This is a genomic window from Calorimonas adulescens (assembly GCF_008274215.1).
Lineage (GTDB): Bacteria > Bacillota > Thermoanaerobacteria > Thermoanaerobacterales > UBA4877 > Calorimonas > Calorimonas adulescens.
This window is the reverse complement of sequence record NZ_VTPS01000018.1, coordinates 23413-45504: the sequence shown is the minus strand read 5'-3', so window position 1 is coordinate 45504 and position 22092 is coordinate 23413. Positions and strand designations below refer to the sequence as shown.

At 40.5% G+C, this 22092-nt stretch carries 20 protein-coding genes; 3 read left to right on the top strand and 17 right to left on the bottom strand.

Going from position 1 to position 22092, the window contains the following annotated elements; genetic code table 11:
• The first annotated feature begins 100 nt into the window (after positions 1-100).
• Positions 101-1285, top strand: coding sequence for an MFS transporter (locus FWJ32_RS10800; RefSeq protein ID WP_149545970.1), 1185 nt, complete (start codon positions 101-103; stop codon positions 1283-1285).
• A gap of 249 nt (positions 1286-1534) precedes the next feature.
• Here FWJ32_RS10800 and FWJ32_RS10795 read toward each other — a convergent pair whose 3' ends face one another.
• The 5 genes from FWJ32_RS10795 to yabP form a co-directional block, all read right to left on the bottom strand.
• Positions 1535-2410 carry a Ppx/GppA phosphatase family protein gene (locus FWJ32_RS10795; RefSeq protein WP_162523605.1) on the bottom strand — a complete coding sequence of 292 codons (876 nt, stop codon included), beginning with the start codon at positions 2408-2410 and terminating at the stop codon, positions 1535-1537.
• 57 nt (positions 2411-2467) lie between these two features.
• Positions 2468-2881, bottom strand: a complete 414-nt coding sequence (locus tag FWJ32_RS10790; RefSeq protein WP_149545968.1) for a S1 domain-containing RNA-binding protein — start codon at positions 2879-2881, stop codon at positions 2468-2470.
• Positions 2882-2957: 76 nt separating this feature from the next.
• Positions 2958-3254, bottom strand: a complete 297-nt coding sequence (gene ftsL / locus FWJ32_RS10785; protein WP_149545967.1) for a cell division protein FtsL — start codon at positions 3252-3254, stop codon at positions 2958-2960.
• Positions 3255-3294: 40 nt separating this feature from the next.
• Positions 3295-3714: a spore cortex biosynthesis protein YabQ gene (yabQ, locus tag FWJ32_RS10780; RefSeq protein ID WP_149545966.1), complete on the bottom strand. Its 420-nt coding sequence runs from the start codon at positions 3712-3714 to the stop codon at positions 3295-3297.
• Between the two features lie 43 nt (positions 3715-3757).
• A complete protein-coding gene (yabP, locus tag FWJ32_RS10775) occupies positions 3758-4042 on the bottom strand; it encodes a sporulation protein YabP (RefSeq protein WP_149545965.1) in 285 nt (94 codons plus the stop codon).
• A 293-nt stretch (positions 4043-4335) separates the two neighbouring features.
• On the opposite strand from yabP, the gene FWJ32_RS10770 reads away from it, so the two are divergent.
• Complete coding sequence (locus tag FWJ32_RS10770; RefSeq protein WP_149545964.1) at positions 4336-5886, top strand: S-layer homology domain-containing protein; 1551 nt, start codon at positions 4336-4338, stop codon at positions 5884-5886.
• Here the strand turns inward: FWJ32_RS10770 and FWJ32_RS10765 are convergent.
• The 10 genes from FWJ32_RS10765 to FWJ32_RS10720 all read right to left on the bottom strand — a co-directional run bounded on the left by FWJ32_RS10765 (position 5883) and on the right by FWJ32_RS10720 (position 18124).
• On the bottom strand, positions 5883-7115 hold the full coding sequence (locus tag FWJ32_RS10765; RefSeq protein WP_149545963.1) for an MFS transporter: 1233 nt from the start codon (positions 7113-7115) through the stop codon (positions 5883-5885). The genes FWJ32_RS10770 and FWJ32_RS10765 overlap by 4 nt on opposite strands.
• A gap of 200 nt (positions 7116-7315) precedes the next feature.
• The gene (locus FWJ32_RS10760) at positions 7316-7525 is read right to left on the bottom strand and encodes a hypothetical protein (RefSeq protein WP_162523604.1); all 210 of its coding nucleotides are present in this window, start codon (positions 7523-7525) and stop codon (positions 7316-7318) included.
• Between the two features lie 95 nt (positions 7526-7620).
• Positions 7621-8547 carry a transketolase family protein gene (locus FWJ32_RS10755; RefSeq protein ID WP_149545961.1) on the bottom strand — a complete coding sequence of 309 codons (927 nt, stop codon included), beginning with the start codon at positions 8545-8547 and terminating at the stop codon, positions 7621-7623.
• Positions 8540-9370: a transketolase gene (locus FWJ32_RS10750; RefSeq protein WP_149545960.1), complete on the bottom strand. Its 831-nt coding sequence runs from the start codon at positions 9368-9370 to the stop codon at positions 8540-8542. Before FWJ32_RS10750 ends, FWJ32_RS10755 begins: the two co-directional genes overlap by 8 nt.
• Positions 9371-9426: 56 nt before the next feature.
• Complete coding sequence (locus FWJ32_RS10745) at positions 9427-10263, bottom strand: YitT family protein (protein ID WP_149545959.1); 837 nt, start codon at positions 10261-10263, stop codon at positions 9427-9429.
• Positions 10245-10991 carry a WecB/TagA/CpsF family glycosyltransferase gene (locus FWJ32_RS10740; protein ID WP_149545958.1) on the bottom strand — a complete coding sequence of 249 codons (747 nt, stop codon included), beginning with the start codon at positions 10989-10991 and terminating at the stop codon, positions 10245-10247. The genes FWJ32_RS10745 and FWJ32_RS10740 overlap by 19 nt, the downstream gene beginning before the upstream one ends.
• Positions 10978-12066: a polysaccharide pyruvyl transferase CsaB gene (gene csaB / locus FWJ32_RS10735; RefSeq protein ID WP_238988867.1), complete on the bottom strand. Its 1089-nt coding sequence runs from the start codon at positions 12064-12066 to the stop codon at positions 10978-10980. The genes FWJ32_RS10740 and csaB overlap by 14 nt, the downstream gene beginning before the upstream one ends.
• 5 nt (positions 12067-12071) lie before the next feature.
• A complete protein-coding gene (locus FWJ32_RS10730; RefSeq protein WP_149545956.1) occupies positions 12072-14057 on the bottom strand; it encodes a DUF5693 family protein in 1986 nt (661 codons plus the stop codon).
• A 146-nt stretch (positions 14058-14203) separates the two neighbouring features.
• Positions 14204-16096, bottom strand: coding sequence for an HD domain-containing phosphohydrolase (locus tag FWJ32_RS10725; RefSeq protein WP_162523602.1), 1893 nt, complete (start codon positions 16094-16096; stop codon positions 14204-14206).
• Positions 16097-16399: 303 nt separating this feature from the next.
• Positions 16400-18124, bottom strand: coding sequence for a methyl-accepting chemotaxis protein (locus tag FWJ32_RS10720; RefSeq protein WP_149545954.1), 1725 nt, complete (start codon positions 18122-18124; stop codon positions 16400-16402).
• A 336-nt stretch (positions 18125-18460) separates the two neighbouring features.
• Here FWJ32_RS10720 and FWJ32_RS10715 point away from each other — a divergent pair, with 336 nt between their 5' ends.
• Complete coding sequence (locus FWJ32_RS10715) at positions 18461-19021, top strand: tyrosine-type recombinase/integrase (protein WP_149545953.1); 561 nt, start codon at positions 18461-18463, stop codon at positions 19019-19021.
• Positions 19022-19382: 361 nt separating this feature from the next.
• Here FWJ32_RS10715 and FWJ32_RS10710 read toward each other — a convergent pair whose 3' ends face one another.
• Both FWJ32_RS10710 and FWJ32_RS10705 read right to left on the bottom strand, forming a co-directional pair.
• Entirely contained in the window at positions 19383-19841 is a 459-nt protein-coding gene (locus FWJ32_RS10710; RefSeq protein WP_149545952.1) for a hypothetical protein, read from the bottom strand.
• A gap of 191 nt (positions 19842-20032) precedes the next feature.
• Positions 20033-22039: a methyl-accepting chemotaxis protein gene (locus FWJ32_RS10705; RefSeq protein ID WP_162523601.1), complete on the bottom strand. Its 2007-nt coding sequence runs from the start codon at positions 22037-22039 to the stop codon at positions 20033-20035.
• Between the last annotated feature and the right edge of the window lie 53 nt (positions 22040-22092).

The following is a 22092-nucleotide window of genomic DNA, read 5'->3' as shown; positions in this document are numbered from 1 at the left end:
CATACTTTTCATATATATACTTTATATATATGAAACAATCTTTTTATATTATTAAAAGTAAAATATTATAAACATCGTATGTAGTAAGAAAGGAGTACTCATGAAAAATAAGTATCTTTCTACCGGAATAGGGCTATATATTAACTATATAATTCATGGTGCTGGAACAATAATTTTAGCTCAAAATACAGAATTCTTATCGGAAAAGTGGGGTGTCAAAACAGGGGTAGTTTTGTGGGTCATATCAGCTTTAGGATTAGGCAGGATATTTTCCATGGTATTCTCTGGAGCTTTGTCAGATCGTTTTGGACGTAAACCTTTTATTCTATTAGGTATTGTAACATATATTTTGTTCTTCTTAGGAATTTTATACAGCCCTACGCCCCAAATAGGTTTTATATTTGCATTTTTAGGTGGAATAGCAAATGCCTTTTTAGACACTGGAACTTATCCAGCTTTGATTGAAGCTTTCCCAGAGAGGTCCGGTGTTGCATCTATACTTGTTGGATTTGCTGTATCTTGGGGACAATTCCTTTATCCATTATTGTTGGCATTTCTAGTTTCTAGAGAGTTATGGTTAGGATATTCCTTTATTATTCCAGCGATATTTATCGGAGCAAATGCGGTCTTCATAGCGACAAGAAAATTCCCAAAATATGTGAAAAATATAAAAAATAGTACTGATGAACAAGTTATAGGCTATGAAAAAAATGAAAAAGTCAGATGGTTTGATGCTGTTGTGTGTGTACTATATTCTTTTTTCTGTCAAGCAACCTCATATGTGGTAGTAAATTGGTTAGCTAATTATGCATCAGAAATAGCAGGAGTTAGTGTATCAGGTTCAAGAATCATAATGAGTTTGTATGGAGCAGGTGCGATTTTATGCGTTCCATTGACATATAAACTCGAAGATCATGTAAAGAACGATTCAAACATAGTGCTTATTTATTCATTAGTATCTGTAGCAGCAGTAATGCTCTTGCTGCTTTTTAAAACTCCATTAATGTGTGGAATCTTTGCAATGCTCATTGGCATTGCTTGTGAAGGTGGAGTCATGCAGCTTGTACTGACTATCATGACACAATTTTTTCCGCAAAGCAAGGGAAAATGTACGGGTTTTTATTATTCCTCATCTGGTTTAGCAACATTTAGTATCCCAATAATAACAGGTAAAATAATGATCTATGGATTACAGATGATTATGGTTTTTGACTTAATTGTCGCACTTATTGCCTTAGTATTAGCAATTATTATATATGAGAGATATAGAAGAATATTTGGATAAAACCCCCATATTCATGAAACAAATAAACAATAAATTTACTGAATAAGCTAACTAAAAATATAGATATTTAAGGAAACCGCATAATTACCTGAAGGCATTTCTTCAATGTTAACAATGTGGTCTTAATTTATTAATTGCTATGTGCAGGGAAAAAGGAATTAGCGAAAGCTTATCGTAGGCCAGGCCGTCTTCCGTGGATTTTCCCTGCCGAATTTTCTTATATACCCTAAAAGCCCGCCTAAAATACAATTATTTCTCCTTGCTCAGAATGTATCCCTCAAGGTTGTCCCAGTCGCTTACATATATGCCGTCTGATTCCAGCAAATCCAGGCACTTCTCAAGGATGGCGGTACCAGCCAGTATTATGTCCTCCCTTCCTTTCTGAAGGCCCTTGACATTCCTCATCTCATCCGGGGATATCTCGCAAAGCTTTTGCCTTATCTCTTTTATCTTTTCTACTCTTAAATAATATCCCTGTACCCTGGACTCGTCATATTCATCCAGTTCCATGCTGACTGCAGCTAGGTTTGTGATAGTACCTCCTATGCCTATTATTCTTTCTGCACCTTTAATATCATCCAGGTGAGGTCTTAAAAGATCTTCCACCTTTTTATATAGTCCGCATATATTGTCAACTACAATAAACCTCTCGGTAAATCTGACAGAGCCCATATCCAGACTGAACTTATTCAGAATATTATTCCTGCCTTTGATAAACTCCGTGCTGCCCCCGCCTATATCTATTACAAGCTTCAGTTCGTCATCTGGAAACAGGGCCGATGCCCCTATAAAGCCAATCTCGGCCTCTGTTTCGCCATCTATAACATCCACCCATATGCTTGTCTCGTCTTTTACCATACGCAAAAATTCATCCTTATTTTGGGCACTCCTGACAGCACTGGTAGCATATGCCATTACACTGCATCCGTAGTTTCTGGCTTCGCTGACATACCCCTTTATGACATTTAGTGTCCTTTTCATTGCTTCCTCTCTTAAAAAGCCACTGTCTACTCCCTGCCCCAGCCTGGTTATGGAGACCCTTTTTAGAATCCTCTTCTTTAAAAGGGTGTCCATTATAAGGAGTCTTATAGAGTTGGTCCCTATATCTACTGCTGCCTTTAACATACCCCACCTCATTGAAAAGGCATCTCACATTAGGTGAGATGCCCTGTATTTTGGTATTTAGTATTCAAAACTCTTTACCCTTGTATTCCCCCTGCCACCTCGTGATTCATGGTGCTTTTTAAGTTGCTGCTGCTTTTCCTCACTGTCTTTTAGAAACTTTGCCAGCCTATCCTCAAAAGACTGAAAGTTTTCCTGTTTTCTCCCTCTGTCATACTCCATTGGCCCACTCTTCTTTTTTTCAACAGCTCTTTTAATGGAGAGGCTTATCTTTCCTCCATCGTCTACCGAGAGCACCTTTACCCTTACCTTGTCATTTTCCTTCAGGTGATCCCGAATATCCTTTACATAGATGTCCGCCACCTCCGAAATATGGACCAATCCTGTTTTCCCATCAGGGAGCTGGACAAAGGCACCAAAGTTTGTAATGTTTTTCACCGTGCCTTCAAGAACGGCTCCAACTTCAATTGGCATAAATGTTACAATTCCTCCTTTTAATTTTCACTATGATTATACTATACTATAAAAAAAGAGAAAATACAATATATCCCTATTGCCCAGCCCCCTTTAATGGGTCACTGGCCCCACCCACATCAACATAGATGATGTCCCCATCCTTTACAAGATTGAGCTTTTCTCTTGCGACCTTTTCGACATAGGAATCTGACGAGGCTTCTTTTAATTCTTGCTGTAATCTCTTGTTTTCATTTTTTGCCTCTACTATCTGAGTATTCAGCTCTGCTTTTCTTAATTCCAACTGTCTTATGGTCATTTGCTGGTTTATTACTGTTATTGATGTATAGAGAATAAATGCTGAAAAAAGTATTATTTTAAATAACTTTTCCATGTGGACATCTCCTCGGTAATATATATTCGACAAATGTTAATCAATTCCTTTTATTTTTACAAAAAAATTTTATAGAAGTAATCTTTTTCGCCGCCCCTTTTATTGTATGCCGTACTCTTCTCAACGTTGCCGAGATAAAACTGAAGGCTTTGATTATTGTCGTAAATGCAAAGTCAAGTATTCTTACCACTAACCATCTCAATGTATGATAATATACAGTAAAGCCAACTGCAGCTCCAAGCATTGAAAACATCCGGATTTCACCGTAGTTGCTCCAGTACAAAAATAAAAAAAGAACACCTGCCTGTACTATCCAAAACAATATGTCTTCAATAGGACCCATAATTGGCCCTCTTTTGAACAGTCGCCTTTTCTCACAGTATACACTAAATAAAATACCCATAACTATCCCACAATACACCATAGTAAGAAATGCATAGACCTCTGCATTTATGTCCATATGCACACCCCTATACACAAAAATAGGCTACTTGATTTGTAGCTTATTTAAATATCCGCTTTATCATTCCGCCTTCTTTTTCTTTTGGTCTCTGGCTCTGTGTATAAGCTATGCTGTCTATCTCACCGTCAATCATTAATTTTCCGTCCTCTAAACTGTATCTGGTGATATGCATATTTTTACCTTTAATTAACAGCGTACCAAGGGTAGTCGAAAGGGTTATATTATCATCACTGAAGCCCTGAACGTCCTCAACTCCAGTAACAGTCACCTTTTTTCTTCCTTCCAGTGATATGTCATGCTCTCCATTTACTTTTTTATCATCCATGAAAAAGCACCTCCCGTATATTATTTTATGAGGTTAGGGTACATGATTAGACCTGTCATTTTATAGCATACTCCTGTATTTTTAAATACATCTTTGAATCCGCAGTTTATCCCCTGGTAGAAATGAGTTATAAACTTTCACCTGTGCCGCCATGTGATAATCATGTGAGAATAATGATACAGTGCCTGCTCATTAACCGCATCTAATATATTACTCTTATGGAAATCATATATACTTGTGATGTGCTTCTAAGTTATATAAAATGGTTTTAGAATTTCCATGGGGGGATTCACTTGAGATACTACATCAGAACAGTTTACGCTGTGCTCATCATGTCTTTGATTTTTTCAATGTCAATACATACAGCCGCAGTAAAAGGCATTGACAGGATGATTGTGATGGGTTATGCAACCAAGGATTATCCAGAGGACTATGCATCAATACAGTCTATAAACTCTAACAGGGGCAGGTTTGACATGGTCTCCTCTTTTTCCTATCTCATATCAAAAGACGGCCTGGCCGGAGAAGACCATGCAGAGATAATAAAGGTTTCCCAAAATAGCGGGGCGAAGCCTCTTATGGTGATACACAACTACAGCCATGGTTTTAGTTCTAAACTGGCTGAAGAGGTGCTCGCATTACCCGAAAACCGCAAAAAACTCATCGATGCGATTATGGAGAAGATGAAATTGGGTTTTGAGGGTGTAAATATAGATATTGAGGGTATTCCCTACAGCCTGCGGGATGAATACAACGATTTCTTAGAAGAGCTAAAAGACAGGTTTGATGGTAAATATATCCTTACAGCAGCAATCCCTGCCAAGACATTTGACAATACGGACGGGTGGTCTGGAGGTTTTGATTACAGCAAAATCGGTAAAACCGTGGATTATGTCATGATAATGGCGTATGACGAGCACTGGCCCGGAGGCCTCCCCGGCCCCATAGCATCCATCGGTTGGGTAGAAGAGGTGGTAGAGTATGCAGTGGACAACATTGACCCGGACAAAATTTTACTTGGCCTGGCCGCATACGGTTATGACTGGTCTGAGGTAGGAACCAGTGTCATCAACCAAAAAGATGCCGACAGACTTACAAACCTGCCCGGGGCTAAGGTCAAATTTGACAGCAGGGCAAAAGAGGTTAACATAGAATACTACAAGGATGGGTACAAACATACAGTCTGGCTGGAAGATGAGCACAGCATAGGTCACAAGATAGACCTGGTTAAAAAATACGGCCTAGCCGGCGTAGGGATATGGAAATTGGGCGATGAGGACAGCAAATTCTGGGACGTGCTCATGGGAGATGAAACATACAATTATATAGCATTTAATGATGTCATAGGACACTGGGCTGAGGATGAAATCATCAGTCTCAAATCGAAAGATATTATTAATGGATATGAGGATGGGGGTTTTCATCCGAACTATACCGTGACCAGGGCCGAGTTTTCAAAAATGCTGAGTACTGCCTTAAATCTCAATAATCAGGATACGTCTTTCAGAGACACATCATCCCACTGGGCAAGGGGATATATCGGTGCACTTCAGAGCAGAGGCATCATAACAGGCTATCCTGACAGAAGCTTTAGGCCCGACAGCAAGATTACAAGAGAAGAAATGGCCGCAATTCTGGCTAAATCGATTAATTTAAATCCAGAAAGCGGCAACACATTCAATGATACAGGCGGGTCATGGGCAGAGGGATACATAAATGCAGCCTATAAGGCTGGACTTATTAAAGGCTATTCAGACGGCAACTTTAAACCGTATAGTTATGCGACAAGAGCAGAAGCAGCCTCAATGATAAACAACCTGCTTAAAATCATAGAAGGAGATTAATCCTTCTGGGTTTTTCTATACTGTGCTTTTTCTTCATATGAGACACATGAACGGCCGTGTATGAAATACCATACTGAAAACAGTACAGCCACCAATCCGCTGCATACAAAGTACACATCAGCGTCTATATAGTTTAAAAGCACACTGGCCACAGCAATGCTTAACGGCACGGTCGCCACGCCTATTACTGCCAGTGTGCCCGATACCCTGCCCAAAAAATCCGCTGGTGTGGTCTTTTGTATAAGGACTGTCACTAAAACGTTAATTATTCCAGTGCCTATCCCCACAACAGCCATAGCAAATACTGCGTAGTACAGGTTTTCAAAGACACCTGTTGTGGCCAGGCCAGCACCTATAGAGATAATCCCAACCCCAATTAACATACTAAAGCCCAGGTAATTCACAACAAAATTGACAGCAGCAGCGCCCATCAAAGAACCGACAGCGTAACTGGAGAGCATCATGCTGTACCCCTCTACAGCCATCCTTAATGCATTTCTTGCATAAACGGGCAGTATGACATTCAGGGGACCTAAAAGAGCATTTAAGATAAACATCAAGGTTAATACGAGCTTCAAGTCTTTTCTCCCCAACACGTATTTAACCCCTATGGCAAGGTCAGTATAAAGACTCTTAATCCCCTTTATCTCTTCAGCTTTTCCAACCTTTCCTTCAATACGAATAAGATATGTAAGCAGGGCTCCAATGAAAAAAGAAAAAGAATCAGCATAGATCGTCGCAGTAGTGCCATATAGCTTGACAACAACTCCAGCTAATGAAGGACCAACTATGTTTATGACCTGAATGGTGGTAGTCAATGTAGAGTTCGCCAGTACCAGTGAATCATTCCCCACTATCTGCGGGAGGATTGAACTTGAAGCAGGACCATAAAACTGGCTTACTGTAGAAAGTATGAATGTTATAACATAAACTGAGGCCAGCGACCACCTGTCATTATTTATAAATACCGGAAGGATTAAAAGTATAATGCCACGAGCCATGTCACTGAGCACCATGATCAGTTTCCTGTTGTACCTGTCTGCCAGTATCCCGCCAAAAAAACCAAACATAACAGAGGGCAGGAAGAACATTATGAGGTTCATACCCATTGCAATAGTGGACCCCGTACGGTCATAGATGAATAGCGTAAGTCCAATTTCAAAAAGGGCATCTCCAAGTAGAGATATGGTCCTGGCACACCATAGCAGGTCAAAGGATCGGTTCTTCATTATGCTGACATCCAACGGCAACACGTCCTTTTAATTATAATATAATTATATAAAATTTATAATCATTTATTCCACAGATATGGTCATATATAATTATATCACATTAATTGTTATAAGATGAAAAATTTTTTAAACCTCATAAAAATTTTTCTCGGGATATGTTGCCATATAAAAAAGCTGCCATTAAGGCAGCAAATAAACTATTTCTTGACAATTTCAGCTTCCCAATACTCTTTTGCTTTTGTCATCCTCTCAATCTCTTTCTCCCTTTCCACGATGATGTCATGATACATTATCTCGCACCCCTCTACTGGGGCATCTTTGGCATACTCCTTGTAAAGCTCCAGGTTCTTTTTCTCCATCTCTATGGCTTTTTTAAGATTTTCTACATGCCTTTCGGGATTTCCCATTTTTATCCTTCCTTTCTTAATTCCAATCATACCACTTAATATAACACATGCAAAATAAATCCCCATTTAAGCAGTTGCTCAAATGGGGATTTATGCTACAGCAGCTCCCTCGCTGCCATTACTATATCCTCTGATGTAAGGCCATATTTCTTCAGGAGCTCGTCGGGTGTGCCTGATTCTCCAAATGTGTCTTTTACTCCTATCCTCTTTACCCTTACCGGGTAGTTTTCTGATAGGACCTCACATACCGCTGAGCCCAGTCCTCCATATATGTTGTGCTCTTCGCATGTGATTACCCTGCCTGTCTTCCTGGCTGTGTCTATTATAAGATCTTTGTCTATGGGTTTTATGGTGTGTATGTCTATGACTTCGGCTGTTATGCCTTCTTTTTGTAGCGCATCGGCCGCTTCCAGGGCTTTTGATACCATTATGCCTGCGGCTATTATGCTTATGTGTTTTCCTTCTTTGAGTTTTATTCCTTTGCCTATTTGGAATTGTTGTGTGTCTTGATATATTACGGGTACTGATGGTCTGCCCAGTCTTATATATACGGGGCCTTTGTGTTCTGCTGCGAGTTTTATGAGGGCCTTTGCGGATGTGCCGTCGGCTGGTGTTATTACTGTCATGTTGGGTAGGCTTCTCATGAGGGATATGTCCTCTAAGGCCTGGTGGGTGGCTCCGTCTTCTCCTACTGTTAGCCCGGCATGGGTGGCTGCTATTTTTACGTTGAGGTTGGGGTAGCATATGGAGTCTCTTATTTGGTCATAGGCTCTGCCTGTGGCGAAGACTGCAAAGCTGCTGGCAAAGGGTATTTTGCCGCAGGTGGCCAGGCCTGCTGCTGTGCCTATCATGTCCTGTTCTGATATGCCCATATCAAAGAATCTTTCGGGGTATGCCTTGGCAAATTCGTTGGTCTTGGTGGATTTGGATAGGTCGGCGTCTAATACTACTATGTTATTGTTTTGTGAGCCTAGTTCTAAGAGGGTTTTCCCGTAGGCGTCTCTTGTAGCTATTTTATCCAATCCTTTCACCTCTTTCTTTTAGCTCTGTTATTGCTTTTTCCATTTGTTCTTTGTTAGGGGCTGTGCCGTGCCAGCCTACCTGGTTTTCCATGAATGATACTCCTTTGCCTTTTATGGTGTCTGCTATTATTATTGTGGGTTTGCCTTTTGTTGTTTTAGCTTCTTCTATGGCATTTATTATTTGTCCTATGTTATGGCCGTCTATTCTTATGGTGTGCCATCCAAATGCTTTCCATTTGTCTTCTATGGGTTCTATGTTCATTATGTCTTTGTTGGGACCGTCTATCTGAAGGCCGTTGTGGTCTAATATGGCTGTGAGGTTGTCCAGTTTATAGTGGGCTGCTGTCATGGCTGCTTCCCATATTTGTCCTTCCTGGCATTCTCCGTCTCCTAATATGACGTATACCCTGTAGTCTTTGTTGTCGAGTTTGCCTGCTATGGCCATGCCGTTGGCTGCAGAGAGGCCCTGCCCCAATGAGCCTGTGGTCATGTCTACTCCGGGTGTGTCGTTCATGTTGGGGTGTCCCTGGAGTCTGGAGTTTATTTTCCTGAATGTCTTTATTTCTTCTCTTGGGATGAAGCCTTTTTCAGCTAAGGCTGCATACCAGACTGGTGTGGCGTGCCCTTTGGACATTACGAGCCTGTCCCTGTCTTCCCATCTGGGGTTGTTGGGGTCTACCCTCATTTCGTGGAAGTAGAGTACTGTTAGTATGTCTGCTGCTGACAGGGAGCCGCCAGGGTGCCCTGACTGGGCTTCATATGTCATTTCTATTATGTCTATTCTTATTTGGTTGGCTATCTTTTGTAGTTCTTTTGTGTCCAAGTATATCCTCCTTCCGTTTGCTCAGGCTATATCTCCACATCTATTATACCTTAAATTTAAATTTCCTCAAATCCTTCTCCCATTATTTCATGGGCCTGGAATATCACCACAAAAGCATCGGGGTCTACACCCTTCACAATTTCCTTAAACTGTGTTATTTCATTTTTGGATATTACACAAAAGAGCACCTTTCTCTCCTTGCCCGTATACCCGCCACGGCCTGGAAAGGATGTGACCCCTCTCCCCAGTTTTGTGAGAATTTCGGCTTCTATATCATCACTTAAATCTGATATCACATAGGCCGCCCTGTTATCATTGGCTCCTTCCTGTATTATGTCTATGACCCTTATGGCTATGGCATCAGCAATGAGTGCATAGAGGGCATGTTCTGCTGAGAACACAAAACCGGCCAGGCCAATAATTACTGCGTCTATTATAAGAAGCAGCATACCGATAGACACCTGAGGGAAAAATCTCTTAAGTATAGCTGCGGCCAGGTCTGTCCCTCCTGTGGTGGCATTATATTTAAATACCATCCCAAGTCCTATACCCATGAGTATTCCCCCATATACACCAGCCAGAAGGTAGTCGTGGGTGAGTACGGGCAGAAAAGACATAAGGTCAATGGTAGCTCCCAGAAGAAATGTGGCATAAAATGTCTTTATTCCAAATTTTGCTCCAAGGAGCAGTATGGAGATTATGAACAGAGGTATGTTAAACGCTAAAGTCAGCATACCTACAGGCCATCCGGTAAAGCTATGAACGATTATGGCCAGGCCGCTTATCCCGCCCGGGGCAATGTCATTTGGGGTCAGGAACATATTCAGTGAGACAGTCATAAGCACCACCCCAACCGTTATACCGGTAAAATCAACTATTTCTTTCCTGACCATAGCACCCCTCCAATCCTATCCTTAATTACCGTGAGCACAAAAAGAGGCAGGCTCATCATCCTCCTGTACCTCCACGGTTCCTGGATAAGCCTGTAGAGCCACTCCAGCCCAAATTTTTGGTAAATCTCCGGTGCCCTCTTTACCACACCGGCCAGGACATCAAAACTGCCCCCAACACCCATTATCACCTTGGCCTTTATCTCTGGATGCTCATATATCCACCTTTCCTGTTTTGGTGCGCCCAACCCCACAAAAAGAAAGTCCACACCCCTGCTGTTTATTTCTTCTATTACTCTTTTTTCCTCCATCCTGTCAAAGTAACCATCATGGAAACCTGCGATATTTATCTCCCCATACATGGACACTGCTTTTTTTGCAGCCTTTTCCGCTACACCCGGTTTGCCGCCCAAGAAGTACACACTGTAGCCTTCAGCCGGTGCATTTTTAAGTATGTAATTCATGAGGTCAAAGCCTGCCACCCTCTCTTTTATCCTGCAGCCATACAGCCTCGATGCCATCACCACGCCTATGCCGTCAGGCACATTCAGGTCTGAAAAGTTTAAAACATCAACAAGGCTCCTATCCCTCTGTGCCGCCATAATAATCTCTGCATTGGGGGTATATACTATATGGCGCCTATCCTCTTTCAAAAAAACCAGTATATTTCTGTAGGCTTCATCCATGGTTACATTGTCTATCCTGATATTTAGTATCTCAACTTTTTCCATACCTTCCTCCGTTAATAAGTGATAAAGCCAGTTCTCCATTCTCATATGCCTTCTGCTTTAATATCTCCACTCTCGCCTTTATCTCCCTACCCATTCTTTCCCTCCCATCCCATATGGACTCTACATATCTTACTATCTGCTCTGCAGTGACAGTCTTCATCGTTCCCACAGGCTCGACACCTATATCCTTTAAAAAACCATTTATCTTGGGGTCATAGGATATTCCCGCTATGGCCCGGCCTGCCAGGGCACCAAATATCAGGGAGTGTAGCCTCACACCTATTACCATATCAGAAAAAGAGACAATGCCAATCATATCCTCCGGGCTGTACACCTTAGAGAGGATATGATACGGGCACTTCATAAAACCTGCTATGCTGCGGCATTCTTCCATGTCATCCTCATGAAAAGGACAGTATACGACCCCCACACCCGTCTTTAAATATATCTCATCTGCAGCCTTAGCCATTTCTATCCTAAAAAGTTCATTATCATACCAACTTCTTGGTGCTATTAATATGTAATTGCCGTGGATACCCTCGGCATCCAGTATTTCCCTTATCCTGGCATCAGGAGAAGGGGCCAAAGTAAAGACAGGGTCTGCAGTTACATGCACATTTCTCTTTACGCCCAGCTCATTTAACAAACCCAGTGAGGAGCTATCCCTCAGTGTAATCATGTCAACCCTTCTAAGGACAAATGAAGTGATTTTCTTATCCATATTATCTATTAGCGGGCCCATCCCCTGTCCGTAAACCATTACCTTTTTCCTGAGCAGTATGCCAAGAAACACTACGGACAGATAGTAAAATAGGCTTGTTCTGCTGGTAATATCCTGAAAAAGACTGCCCCCACCACTTATTAACATATCACATCTAAATATAGACCTCAACACAGCCAAAAAATCAGTACGGTTTATTGCCTTTACACCATACCTCGCTGCTGTCACATCCGGCCTGGCTGAAAGGACTGTTATCTCCAGACTCTTATCCAGAGATCTCAAGGTCTTTATTATGGACAGCAGGACAGCCTCATCCCCAAGGTTATCAAAACCATAGTAGCCGGATATCAGCACCTTTTTCAAACCCCAACACCCCATTTCCTCTTAAGGTATCCAAGGATATATCTTGCAACCACAAAATAGACAAAACCGATAATTATGCCAAGGACCATGCCGTAGATTGTTCTTTCTATAGAAATGCCAAGTGGTGCCCTTAAATGGCTGAATGTATTTACCAGGGACAGCTGTCCTATACTGGCAAAGATACCCCAGACAAAACTCCATTCTTTTTTGAACCCTTGATACACAAAACCGAGCATAAGTATGAGCGCAGGATAGCCAACAAGGAATTCCTTCTCCCTTGGCCTGGCCACCAGCGTATGCTCAAGCAAAGAACGGAACTGTAGCTCCAGATCGCTCACACCAACTGCAGGATTATTGCCAGTCCTGGAAATGTAAATAAACGCAACCACTGCCGCCACAACAGCTATCACCACATACCAGACCTTCACATTCAGGTTCAATATATATGCGATCTTATCCCTCAAGTTCAAGTCCTTCCTGAAATATCGTACAAAATACAGCACCAGGAAGTATACCACCGGAGCCACAAAGGATACCTTGACCCCCCTAAAAAAGTCCAGCTTTAAGAGATATTTGCTGTCAGCCATTATAGAGGCTATATACAAGGCACCAACCGCTGAAATCAAGGAGGCCTTGACAAAATTGACCACGGTATATGAGATGAACGACCCCTGTTTTTTCTCACAAACCCTCATTATATAAGCCATGGCTAAGGAGGGAAATACAACCGAAGACGCCAATGCAAGGGCCTTGACCCCCAGGTCAAAAAACCTGCTGTACAGGGTGCCAATGGTTATAAGAGTCCCCAGTACCATAAGCAAATGCGCCATCATATCGCTTAATGGTATGAGGGTATCTAAAAGCATCACGCTGCCTGCAACCACCCCAAGACCTATTACAACCTGCAGGATTCTCGGCACGTGATATTCTTTAAACGGCACTATCTTGCCTATCTTCTCTCCTATATCATCCATGTATCCCTTAAAAACAGCTATGGTATCACCGTAAAAATTCACGTTGTATACCCCTGGTTTATCTGCCCTTATCTCAGGCCTTACATATATCATCCTCACATTCCTGTCTATCACTGCCCTATACCACTTGTCCGCCATTTCAATCTTGTCGTAGGCCGCCATTTCCTTTTCAGATAGACTGAAAAGCTTAAATGCGTTATAACCGGCCCGTTTGGCAAACCTGCTCATTCCCTCCTGAGTCTCGTAGTCCTTGTCAACAGGTAATTCTATTATGCCAAAGGCTATACCCTCCTCTTTAAACCTTTTGCCAGCATAGTCAATTTTCTCCTCATTTCCCAGCACCTCATCCCCGCCAAATACAACCTGATCTATACCATAGCTTTTAAGCATATTGATGTACTCATCTATATCCCTGTCCCTTAACCCCTCATAGTTTTCTATTCTTGCTACAGGTATAAGGCCTGAGGCCTTAACCAGCTCAAAATCCCTAGTGTCAAACCCCAGGCCGTCAGTCTCCAAATTCTTGATGGGTTTATTAACAGCAATGGCATAATATTCCCCATCTGTACTATATACCACACCATCATACCTCTTTGTAAGGTTTTTAGCCAGAAACTCATAAACGCTCCTGTCACCTGTGAGTATTACAGTAGAATCAGGCAAAAAGCCCTCAGCAGATGCCAAAATTCTCTTCAAGGCAAGATTACCCGATGTTATACCTAAGGCAGCAGCATCTGTACGGGTCATATATGAGAGCTTACCTTCGCTCTGAAGCACTTTCAGCCTGACCTCGTTTACAGCTATGGAATTCATGCCCTCAGCCTTGTACTTACTTATGAGCTCTTCCGTATCCATACCGGCATAATCGGCCATGGCCTTAAGAGCATCCAGGTCACCGGTAATCTCAACATTTTTATACCCACTCTCTACGGTATATCTTCCATAGCCTGCATAAAGAGCAACAACACATGACAATATAATTATTCCTATAAATATCCTGTTTCTCATCTGTCCATCTCCTTGTTTTAAGCTAAGTATATTATACCATTACTTTGCAGATTAAATCGTTAAAAATCAGTAAAAAAATAACCGCAATCAATGCGGCTATTTGAATATTGATTGTAAATTACTTATAATTCCATTTATTCAGATAATTATGGGTTATTCAATACTTTTTCTATGAAAACGTCAACCACATTGGGGTCAAATTGAGTTCCCTTATTGCGAATAAGCTCTCCAATGGCCGTATCCTTATCCAGTGTCTTCTTATATGTCCTTGCGTTTGTCATTGCATCATAAGAATCCGCAACAGCTATTATTCTTGATAAAAGAGGAATCTCTTCTTGTTTTAATCCCCGTGGATACCCACTCCCGTCAAACCTTTCATGATGGAATAAAACATATTGAGCTATCTCCATCATTTCTGATGATGAACTTAATATCCGATACCCGATATCTGGATGCCTTTTTATCTCATTCCATTCCTGGTCTGTAAGACATCCTGGTTTATTGAGGACCTTATCTTCTATGGCAATTTTACCAATATCGTGGAGCAATCCGCTAACTTTAAGTTTATTTATTTCTGTTTCAGGCAATCTCATCGCTGCCCCTATCCTTTGGCATAACTCACTTACTCTTTTTGAATGTTTCTCCTCCCTTGGATTCTTTTCATGGAGTGTATTTAGAATTGTATTTATTATATTTCCCCTCATGCTATTACTTTCAACGACTTTATGGTTATACATATAATCTTCTGCACTTTTTAATATTTTAAATATGTCTTCATCTACATTTTCCTTTGTATCGTATCCAAAAGAAATTGAAACATCAATAGAGTCAATCTTCATCTCAGAACATATATTTTTAATTCTCTTTACCATTGCTTCTGCTTCTTCTTTCTTAGTTTTGGAAAGCAAAATAATAAATTCATCCCCGCCCCACCGTGCTACAATATCATCTGCTCTGCATGCACTTTTAATCGCCTCTGCTGCTTTCCTTAAGAGTCTATCGCCCACACTATGGCCAAAAGCATCGTTGGTAAGTTTTAGACCATTAACATCTCCCATGATAATAGAGATCGGAAGGTTCTTTTCAGTATCTATCCTCTTAATTTCTTCTTCAAAGAACCTTCTATTATAAAGTCCTGTCAAAGAGTCATAGTAACTCATATAATAAATCTCATCCTGCTTGCGTTTTTCTTCCGTAATATCTCTAAATACCAGTATTACACCTTGAACATTGCCGTCACTATCCTTAATCGGTGCTGCACTGTCAGCTATAGACCTTTCCGTCCCGTCCTTTGATATTAACGCCGTGTGGTTTGCAAGACCGATAATCGTTCCTCTTTCAACGACCCTTTGTATCGGATTTTCACATTTAACTCTTGTATTTTCATTTATTATATTAAACACTTCTTCTATAGGTTTGCCTAAAGCCTCTTCCTGTTTCCAGCCTGTTAATTTTTCCGCCACCTTATTAAGTATTGTTATTCTGCCATTTATATCTGTGGAAATGACGCCATCACCTATAGATGTTATTGTTATCCTTAACTTTTCCTTTTCTTCTTCCAAGGATTTCTCTAATAACTTCCTTTCAGTTATATCAAGCAAAGAACCTATGAACTTTTCAGCTTCATCATATTCATTGGATTCAACATAACCCGTTGATAATATCCAGCGGATGCTCCCATCTGACCTTACTATGCGGTTTTCAATTGTAAAACTGCATTTTTCATTAATTGCCTTATCTATACTTTTCCTTACAAGCTCTTTATCATCAGGATAGGTAAATTCTATCCTCTTCTCCTTTGTAGGTTCAAAACTACCCGGCTCATAGCCAAATATCCTGAACATCCCATCTGACCATATGGTCTTGCCCGTTTTTAGGTCCACTTCATAGCTTCCTAAATGGGACAGCATTTCAACTTTCTTGAACTTTTCAATATCATTTTTGAGCATTTTATTCAAATTGGTAATTTTAGATTGCTGAACTTTTATCCTGTCAGTTAATTTATATGTTAACAACGCAATGGCAATAAATATAAACAATCTTACGAGTTCATCCCAAAGGGTTTCAGGACTATATTTTAGGGAAAACAAAAAATATGTTGCAGCTATAGCTCCAGAATATATAAACCCTTTCTTACCATACCAAAAACATGACAATAAAATCGGGATATAAAATAAATTCTGATATATTATGTAAACCCTATTGGAAAGGCAAATATAACTAACCGCAAAAGCTATAACGGTTGTAGATATTATCATAGACAGTTTTAAATTCAGTCTAGTTTTTGTATTAACCATTCTCTAGTCTCCCTTATTACTCCCTAAGAACGCATTTTGAAATCTTCAACTTATTTTAAATTTCATAATCATTTCATTAAGCTTTTGTGCAAGCTCTGCCTGTTCCTGTGCTGTCTTTGCCACCTGTTCAACTCCTTGGGAGGAATCGCTTATGCTGCTTTCTATCTCATTTGTATTTTCCGATACTTTTTGAGATGTGCTTGCCATAGCCTGTACGGCCTCACTTACCTGCTCTATAGCTGCGTTAATTTCTTCCGTCATGGAAGCCAATTCCTCCGACATCCTGCTTAAAAAATCAGCATCTTCATAATATTGGGTTCCCATTTCTACAAAGGAGTTAAAGTGCGGTTCTATATTTTCTTCTATGAATTTAAGTATTTGGCTACTATAGTTTGATAAGTTGTCAAACGCACCCTCAACCATTTTCACGGTAGTTTGTATTTCCGCTACTGATTGTGTAGACTGTTCAGCAAGTTTCCTCACTTCTTCCGCCACTACTGCAAAGCCCTTTCCATGCTCTCCGGCCCTTGCTGCTTCTATAGCCGCATTTAGTGCAAGAAGGTTGGTTTGTGAGGCAATGCTTGCAATAGTATCTGCCATTATCTTTATTTTCTCTACCACCTTGCCGTCTTCTATTGCTTGCAAAATAGCCTTCTGTTTTTCTTTGTACATTTGTTGCGTACTGTTTAGAGATTTTTTGCCCTCCTCCTGAACATTTAGTGCCCTCTCTTTTATGTTCCCTGCATTATTACTTCCTTCAATCGCCCTCTCTGAAAGCTGTGAGATGCTTGCTGTTACTTCTTCTACTGATGCAGTTATTTCTTCTGCCGAAGAACTGGTATCCTGAACATCGCCTGCTATCTCTGATGTAGAACTGCTTATGCTTTCAAGCCTTGCTGATATTTCTTCCACAGATGAAGAAAGTTCTTCGCTTAATGCACTTAAGTTTTGTGAGCTGTCCATAATATCTTTAATTAGATTGGTTAAATTGTCCTGCATTGCTTCAATAGAGTTTATCATGTCACCTATTTCATCTTTCCTTTTCAGATATCTCTCAGGTGTATGTTCTGTAAAATCTCCATTTGAAACAATCTTTAAATGATTTACTGCAAGCATGAGGGGTACTGCTATATCCTTATTTAAGATAAACCCGAGTATAATAGAAACAATAACTCCTAAACACATTAATATTATCATTATAAGCCTTGAGTTGTCATAAACAAAAATGCTGTTGTTATATGCTGTTTCCCCATCAACCAAATTAGACTGGATTATCTTATCAAGACTGTCAGACATTTTTTGCCTTACATCAGAATATTGAGGATGTACAGCTAATGCTTCATCATATTTTCCTTCGTCTATTAAACTGATAAGTTTGCTTTTCAAATTTTCATATTGTACATAATCATTTTTAAATATTGTCCATTCCCTTTTTTCATCCGCATTCATTGGAAGTTTTTCGTACTGGCTTATATATTTGCTATTCTCGTCATCATTTGCTTTTATATCCTGCTCCAGAGTTTTATTCTGTTCTGGGTTATCCCTTTCATAGAGCAGCTTAAGCACATCAGCACGAATTTGCGATAGGTTATCCTTCATATCCATCAGCATATAGATTGATTGGTAATTTTTATTATAAAGACCGTTCGTATTACTGTCTACTTTTGCCAAACCATTGATGCCTATGTACCCCACTACCCCCATGAGCAGAGCTATAAGCATAAACGATGCCAACAGCTTATACTTAATTTTAAAATTTTTAAACATCATTTTTATTCTCCCTTCAATAAACCTCATCCTTGAATACCCATAGCAATTAACAACCCGACCCTCTTCTTATTAAAGTAACAATATGCCCATTTTGTTACATTTACAATAATGATAAAAGGCTTACATTTAGCATATTTATTTATTAATATTATTCGCTTTGTATATTTTTTGTATAAAAAACTATGTATCTTTTTTATAATATTTATGATAAATTTATATATAAGCAGCCGCTCGGCTACCATATATTATAGAAGTACTCATGTATTTAATTAGCGTTATGGAATTATTAAATACACTTTAATAATTAGTACTTTATGGTCAAGGAGGGACAGGTTAATGACCGTAGAACCTATTCGTAATAAAGCAAAAATTAAACAAATGTACTATTATTTAAACGGTAAAGACCCAAAATATGCACTATTGTTTAAATTTGGCTTGAATACAGGCTTAAGGATTAGCGACATTTTACCCATTAAAGTCAAAGATATTTATACAACCAATAATCGGTTCCGTGAATATCTTATCCTGAAAGAAAAGAAAACTGACAAAGAGAAAAAAATTAAGATCAATGAGTCTCTCAAAAAAGAGATAGAGAATTACATAAAGACACGGAATTTAACGCAGGAAGATTACCTCTTCTCAAGCAAAAAAGGTGGACATATAGGTAGGATTCAGAGTTACCGAGTACTACGGGAAGCCGCCGAAGCTGTAGGCATTGAAAACTTTGGCACTCACAGCCTACGCAAAACCTGGGGGTATTGGACTTATAAAATGTCCCGCTATAATATAGGGCTTATCATGGATACTTTTAATCACAGTTCGCAACGGATAACCCTGCGTTATATCGGCGTAAACCAGGATCAAAAGGATGAACTATACTCCCTGGTGCAGTTCTAAAACAGTATAATAGTGCCAAGCAACCATCTAAACAGTTTGAGACTCTTATTTTTATTTTAAAATATATTAATATGCAGGAAAAATTAAAATCGTGTCGAAATATATGTTTTAAGGTAACAAAATGGGCATATTGTTACATTTATGTATAGGAAAACTCTTTCTTTTTATATAGAAATAATACGGCCTTTTGATGCTATTTCCCCATGGCACTGTAGGGCATCCAAAAGTACAGGACTACATTAGTATCGGATTAGCATCGGCAAATTGCCTTTTGGCTTGAGGATAGGTTTTTACCAGTATGTGCATTGCAGGCCCATCAAGGTAGTGAAAATCAGTAAAAAAATAACCGCAATCAATGCGGCTATTTTGAATATTGACCCCTAACCATGAGAACTGCAGCTGTCTTTGCCACGACCCCCCTGCCATCCGATCTTGGGGTTATCAGCAAATGGTTTAATGGTATCGGCGTACCGCTTACCATATCCTTGCCCCCTGTGACATCAGACAGGCCGTTAGGAGTCGGTGAGTATATGGTTGCCTCCCCTGCCCTTAAAATTATCTCTGTACCTGCCTCTAATATTATCATCTCTCCAGGGTTCAGGTTTACAACCTCCAGCTCAGCGCTACCACCATGTCCAACCTTTGACAGCATATCGTCAACATAGGTCTTGAGCTGGTCCATCAGCTGATCTACATAACTTTTTGTTACCACAGGATCTTCCTTGGAACCGGGTACCGGACTTGTATCTGCAAAGGCAATTCCGATGACTAAAAACAACGATAATACAACTCCCGACAGCATCAGTATCTTTTTATTCATTTTATCTCCTCCCCAATGATGTTTATTTTCCGCAGCAAGTTCCTGTCTATGAAAAAAATCAAATTTGACCGACTCATATGGCACCCTTTCCAACATTACAGTCCCGCTTGCCTCACACCAAAAGCATCTTTGTTACCTTTTAATGATGCTCTTCATGCTGTATACCATCTACTGTTAGTCTCATAATTCTGTCATACCTTAAACCCTTCTATTACTTCCTTAAGCCCTTCTGCTGTAGCAGACAGGTCTTCAGCCGTTGCACCCAGTTCCTCCATGGTAGCAGACTGTTCCTCAATGGCCGCGGATATATTGGCTATATTGTCCACCTCTTCATTGATGTCCTCCGTCACACCAGCTATACTGGCTGAAAGTTCATCTATGGCGATTGTCTGACTTTGAACCGCAGAGTCTATATTGAACATGGCGGCGCCGATGCCTTCTATGGCACCAATTATCTCCCCAATGCTTTCTCTTGCAGCATCAGCCTGTGACACGGAACTATCCACAGTCTCAACTGTATTTTCCATATTCTCTGCAACTTCCTTCGCCATATTGCTTACATCCTTTATGAGGCTCTCAATGCTTACAGCGGCATCTCTGGACTCTCCGGCCAGCTTCCTTATCTCATCAGCCACAACAGCAAAACCTCTACCTGCCTCACCTGCCCTGGCTGCCTCTATAGCAGCATTTAGAGACAGCAGGTTTGTCTGGTCGGCTATATCAGCTATGGTGTTGGTAAAATCTATAATCCTTCTCATCACTCCCATCAGCTCTCTTATAGATGTAGATGTCTTATCAACTGACTCCTTAATGTTATTGACCTTGTCTATGATGTTTTCCAAAACTCCTATGGCAACTCTTGCCTTCTCCTCTCCCTGCACCCCGCTATCCAGGGACTGCTGTGTACTGGCAACAACATCCTGGGCACGCAAAGCCAGATCATCGGTGGTTGCCTTGGCACGGTTGAGATTTTGTGCATTGGTGGTCGATGTGGATGCTATACCCTCGGCCTGTGATGCTATCTCCTGTACTGAGGCGCTCACCTCCTCCACCGCTGCGGCCAGGCCTTCAGACATTTCCGTGACACTGTTCGAGGCCTCAATGACTCTCTTCACCAGCTCACCAATCTTCTCCATCATGTTGTTAAAGCTCTCAGCTAATTTCCCAAACTCATCCTTGGCTTTTGTCTGAACCCTGACCGTAAGGTCGCCATTTTGTGCTTGTCCCATAGCCTTCATTATCATCGTAAGCTCATCAGAAAACTGCTTTGATATCAAGGAAGAAATGATAAAGGCGAGTATGGCAAATGCTATAACGCTATATACTGTTATATGCATGATATATGAGCCTGCCGCTGTAAAGGCAGATTCAGGTATCCCCCGAGCGACAATCCAACCCGTGGTCGGTACGGTGTCATAAAAGATCATCATGGCTTTCCCAAGGATATTTTCATTGAAATTTCCTGTCTTATTCTGCATCTTGTCAAATAACTGCATGTCCATCTTGTTTAAAATCTGCGTCTCATCATTGTAAAACAGTATGGTGCCTGTTTTGTCTATCAGATAAATAAACCCATTATTTTCAATATGCTCCTTCAAATATCGTGTGAAGTATTCGAGTCTGTATGTAATAATTGTAGCGCCTATGGTAAGTCCGCTATCATCCTTGACAGGCACAGACATCGTAATAATAGGTATAACCTGGCCACCGTTTCGATATGTCGTGGGCGAAGAAATGTCATAGTTTGAACCCATCATTATGTTCTTAAAGTAACTGGCCTTTGACATATCTGTACCAATGCTTGTCCCTCCAATGGAGTCAGCTACAACCTTCCCATCTTTTGCAATAAGGGATATATTTACAATATCCCCGCCTGAGTCCTGTATAAAGTGTTTAAATGAAGTCTCTATATCCTCAATATATCTTGCCTTTGTGGCCTCATCCCCTGAATTGCACGCCTCTATAAATCTTATTGACCCGGCATTTCCAGCGATATTTTGCAGCATACCCTTTATGTTTGTAAAATTGGTCTCAAGAACATTTTTTATCCCATTTATAGTTGCATATGATTCCTCTACATTTTCCTTATAAAGGCTGTTGTATGATATGTAGTAAGCCATCCCACCCAGTATGGCAAGCGGTATTATGGAAAGCAGTAAGATAAATACTGTGAGCCTTACTCTTACGTTTCTCTTCAAATTTCTCCCCTCTCTCATGCGCATAAAAATAGCAGGTATTCTTATCCGAATAC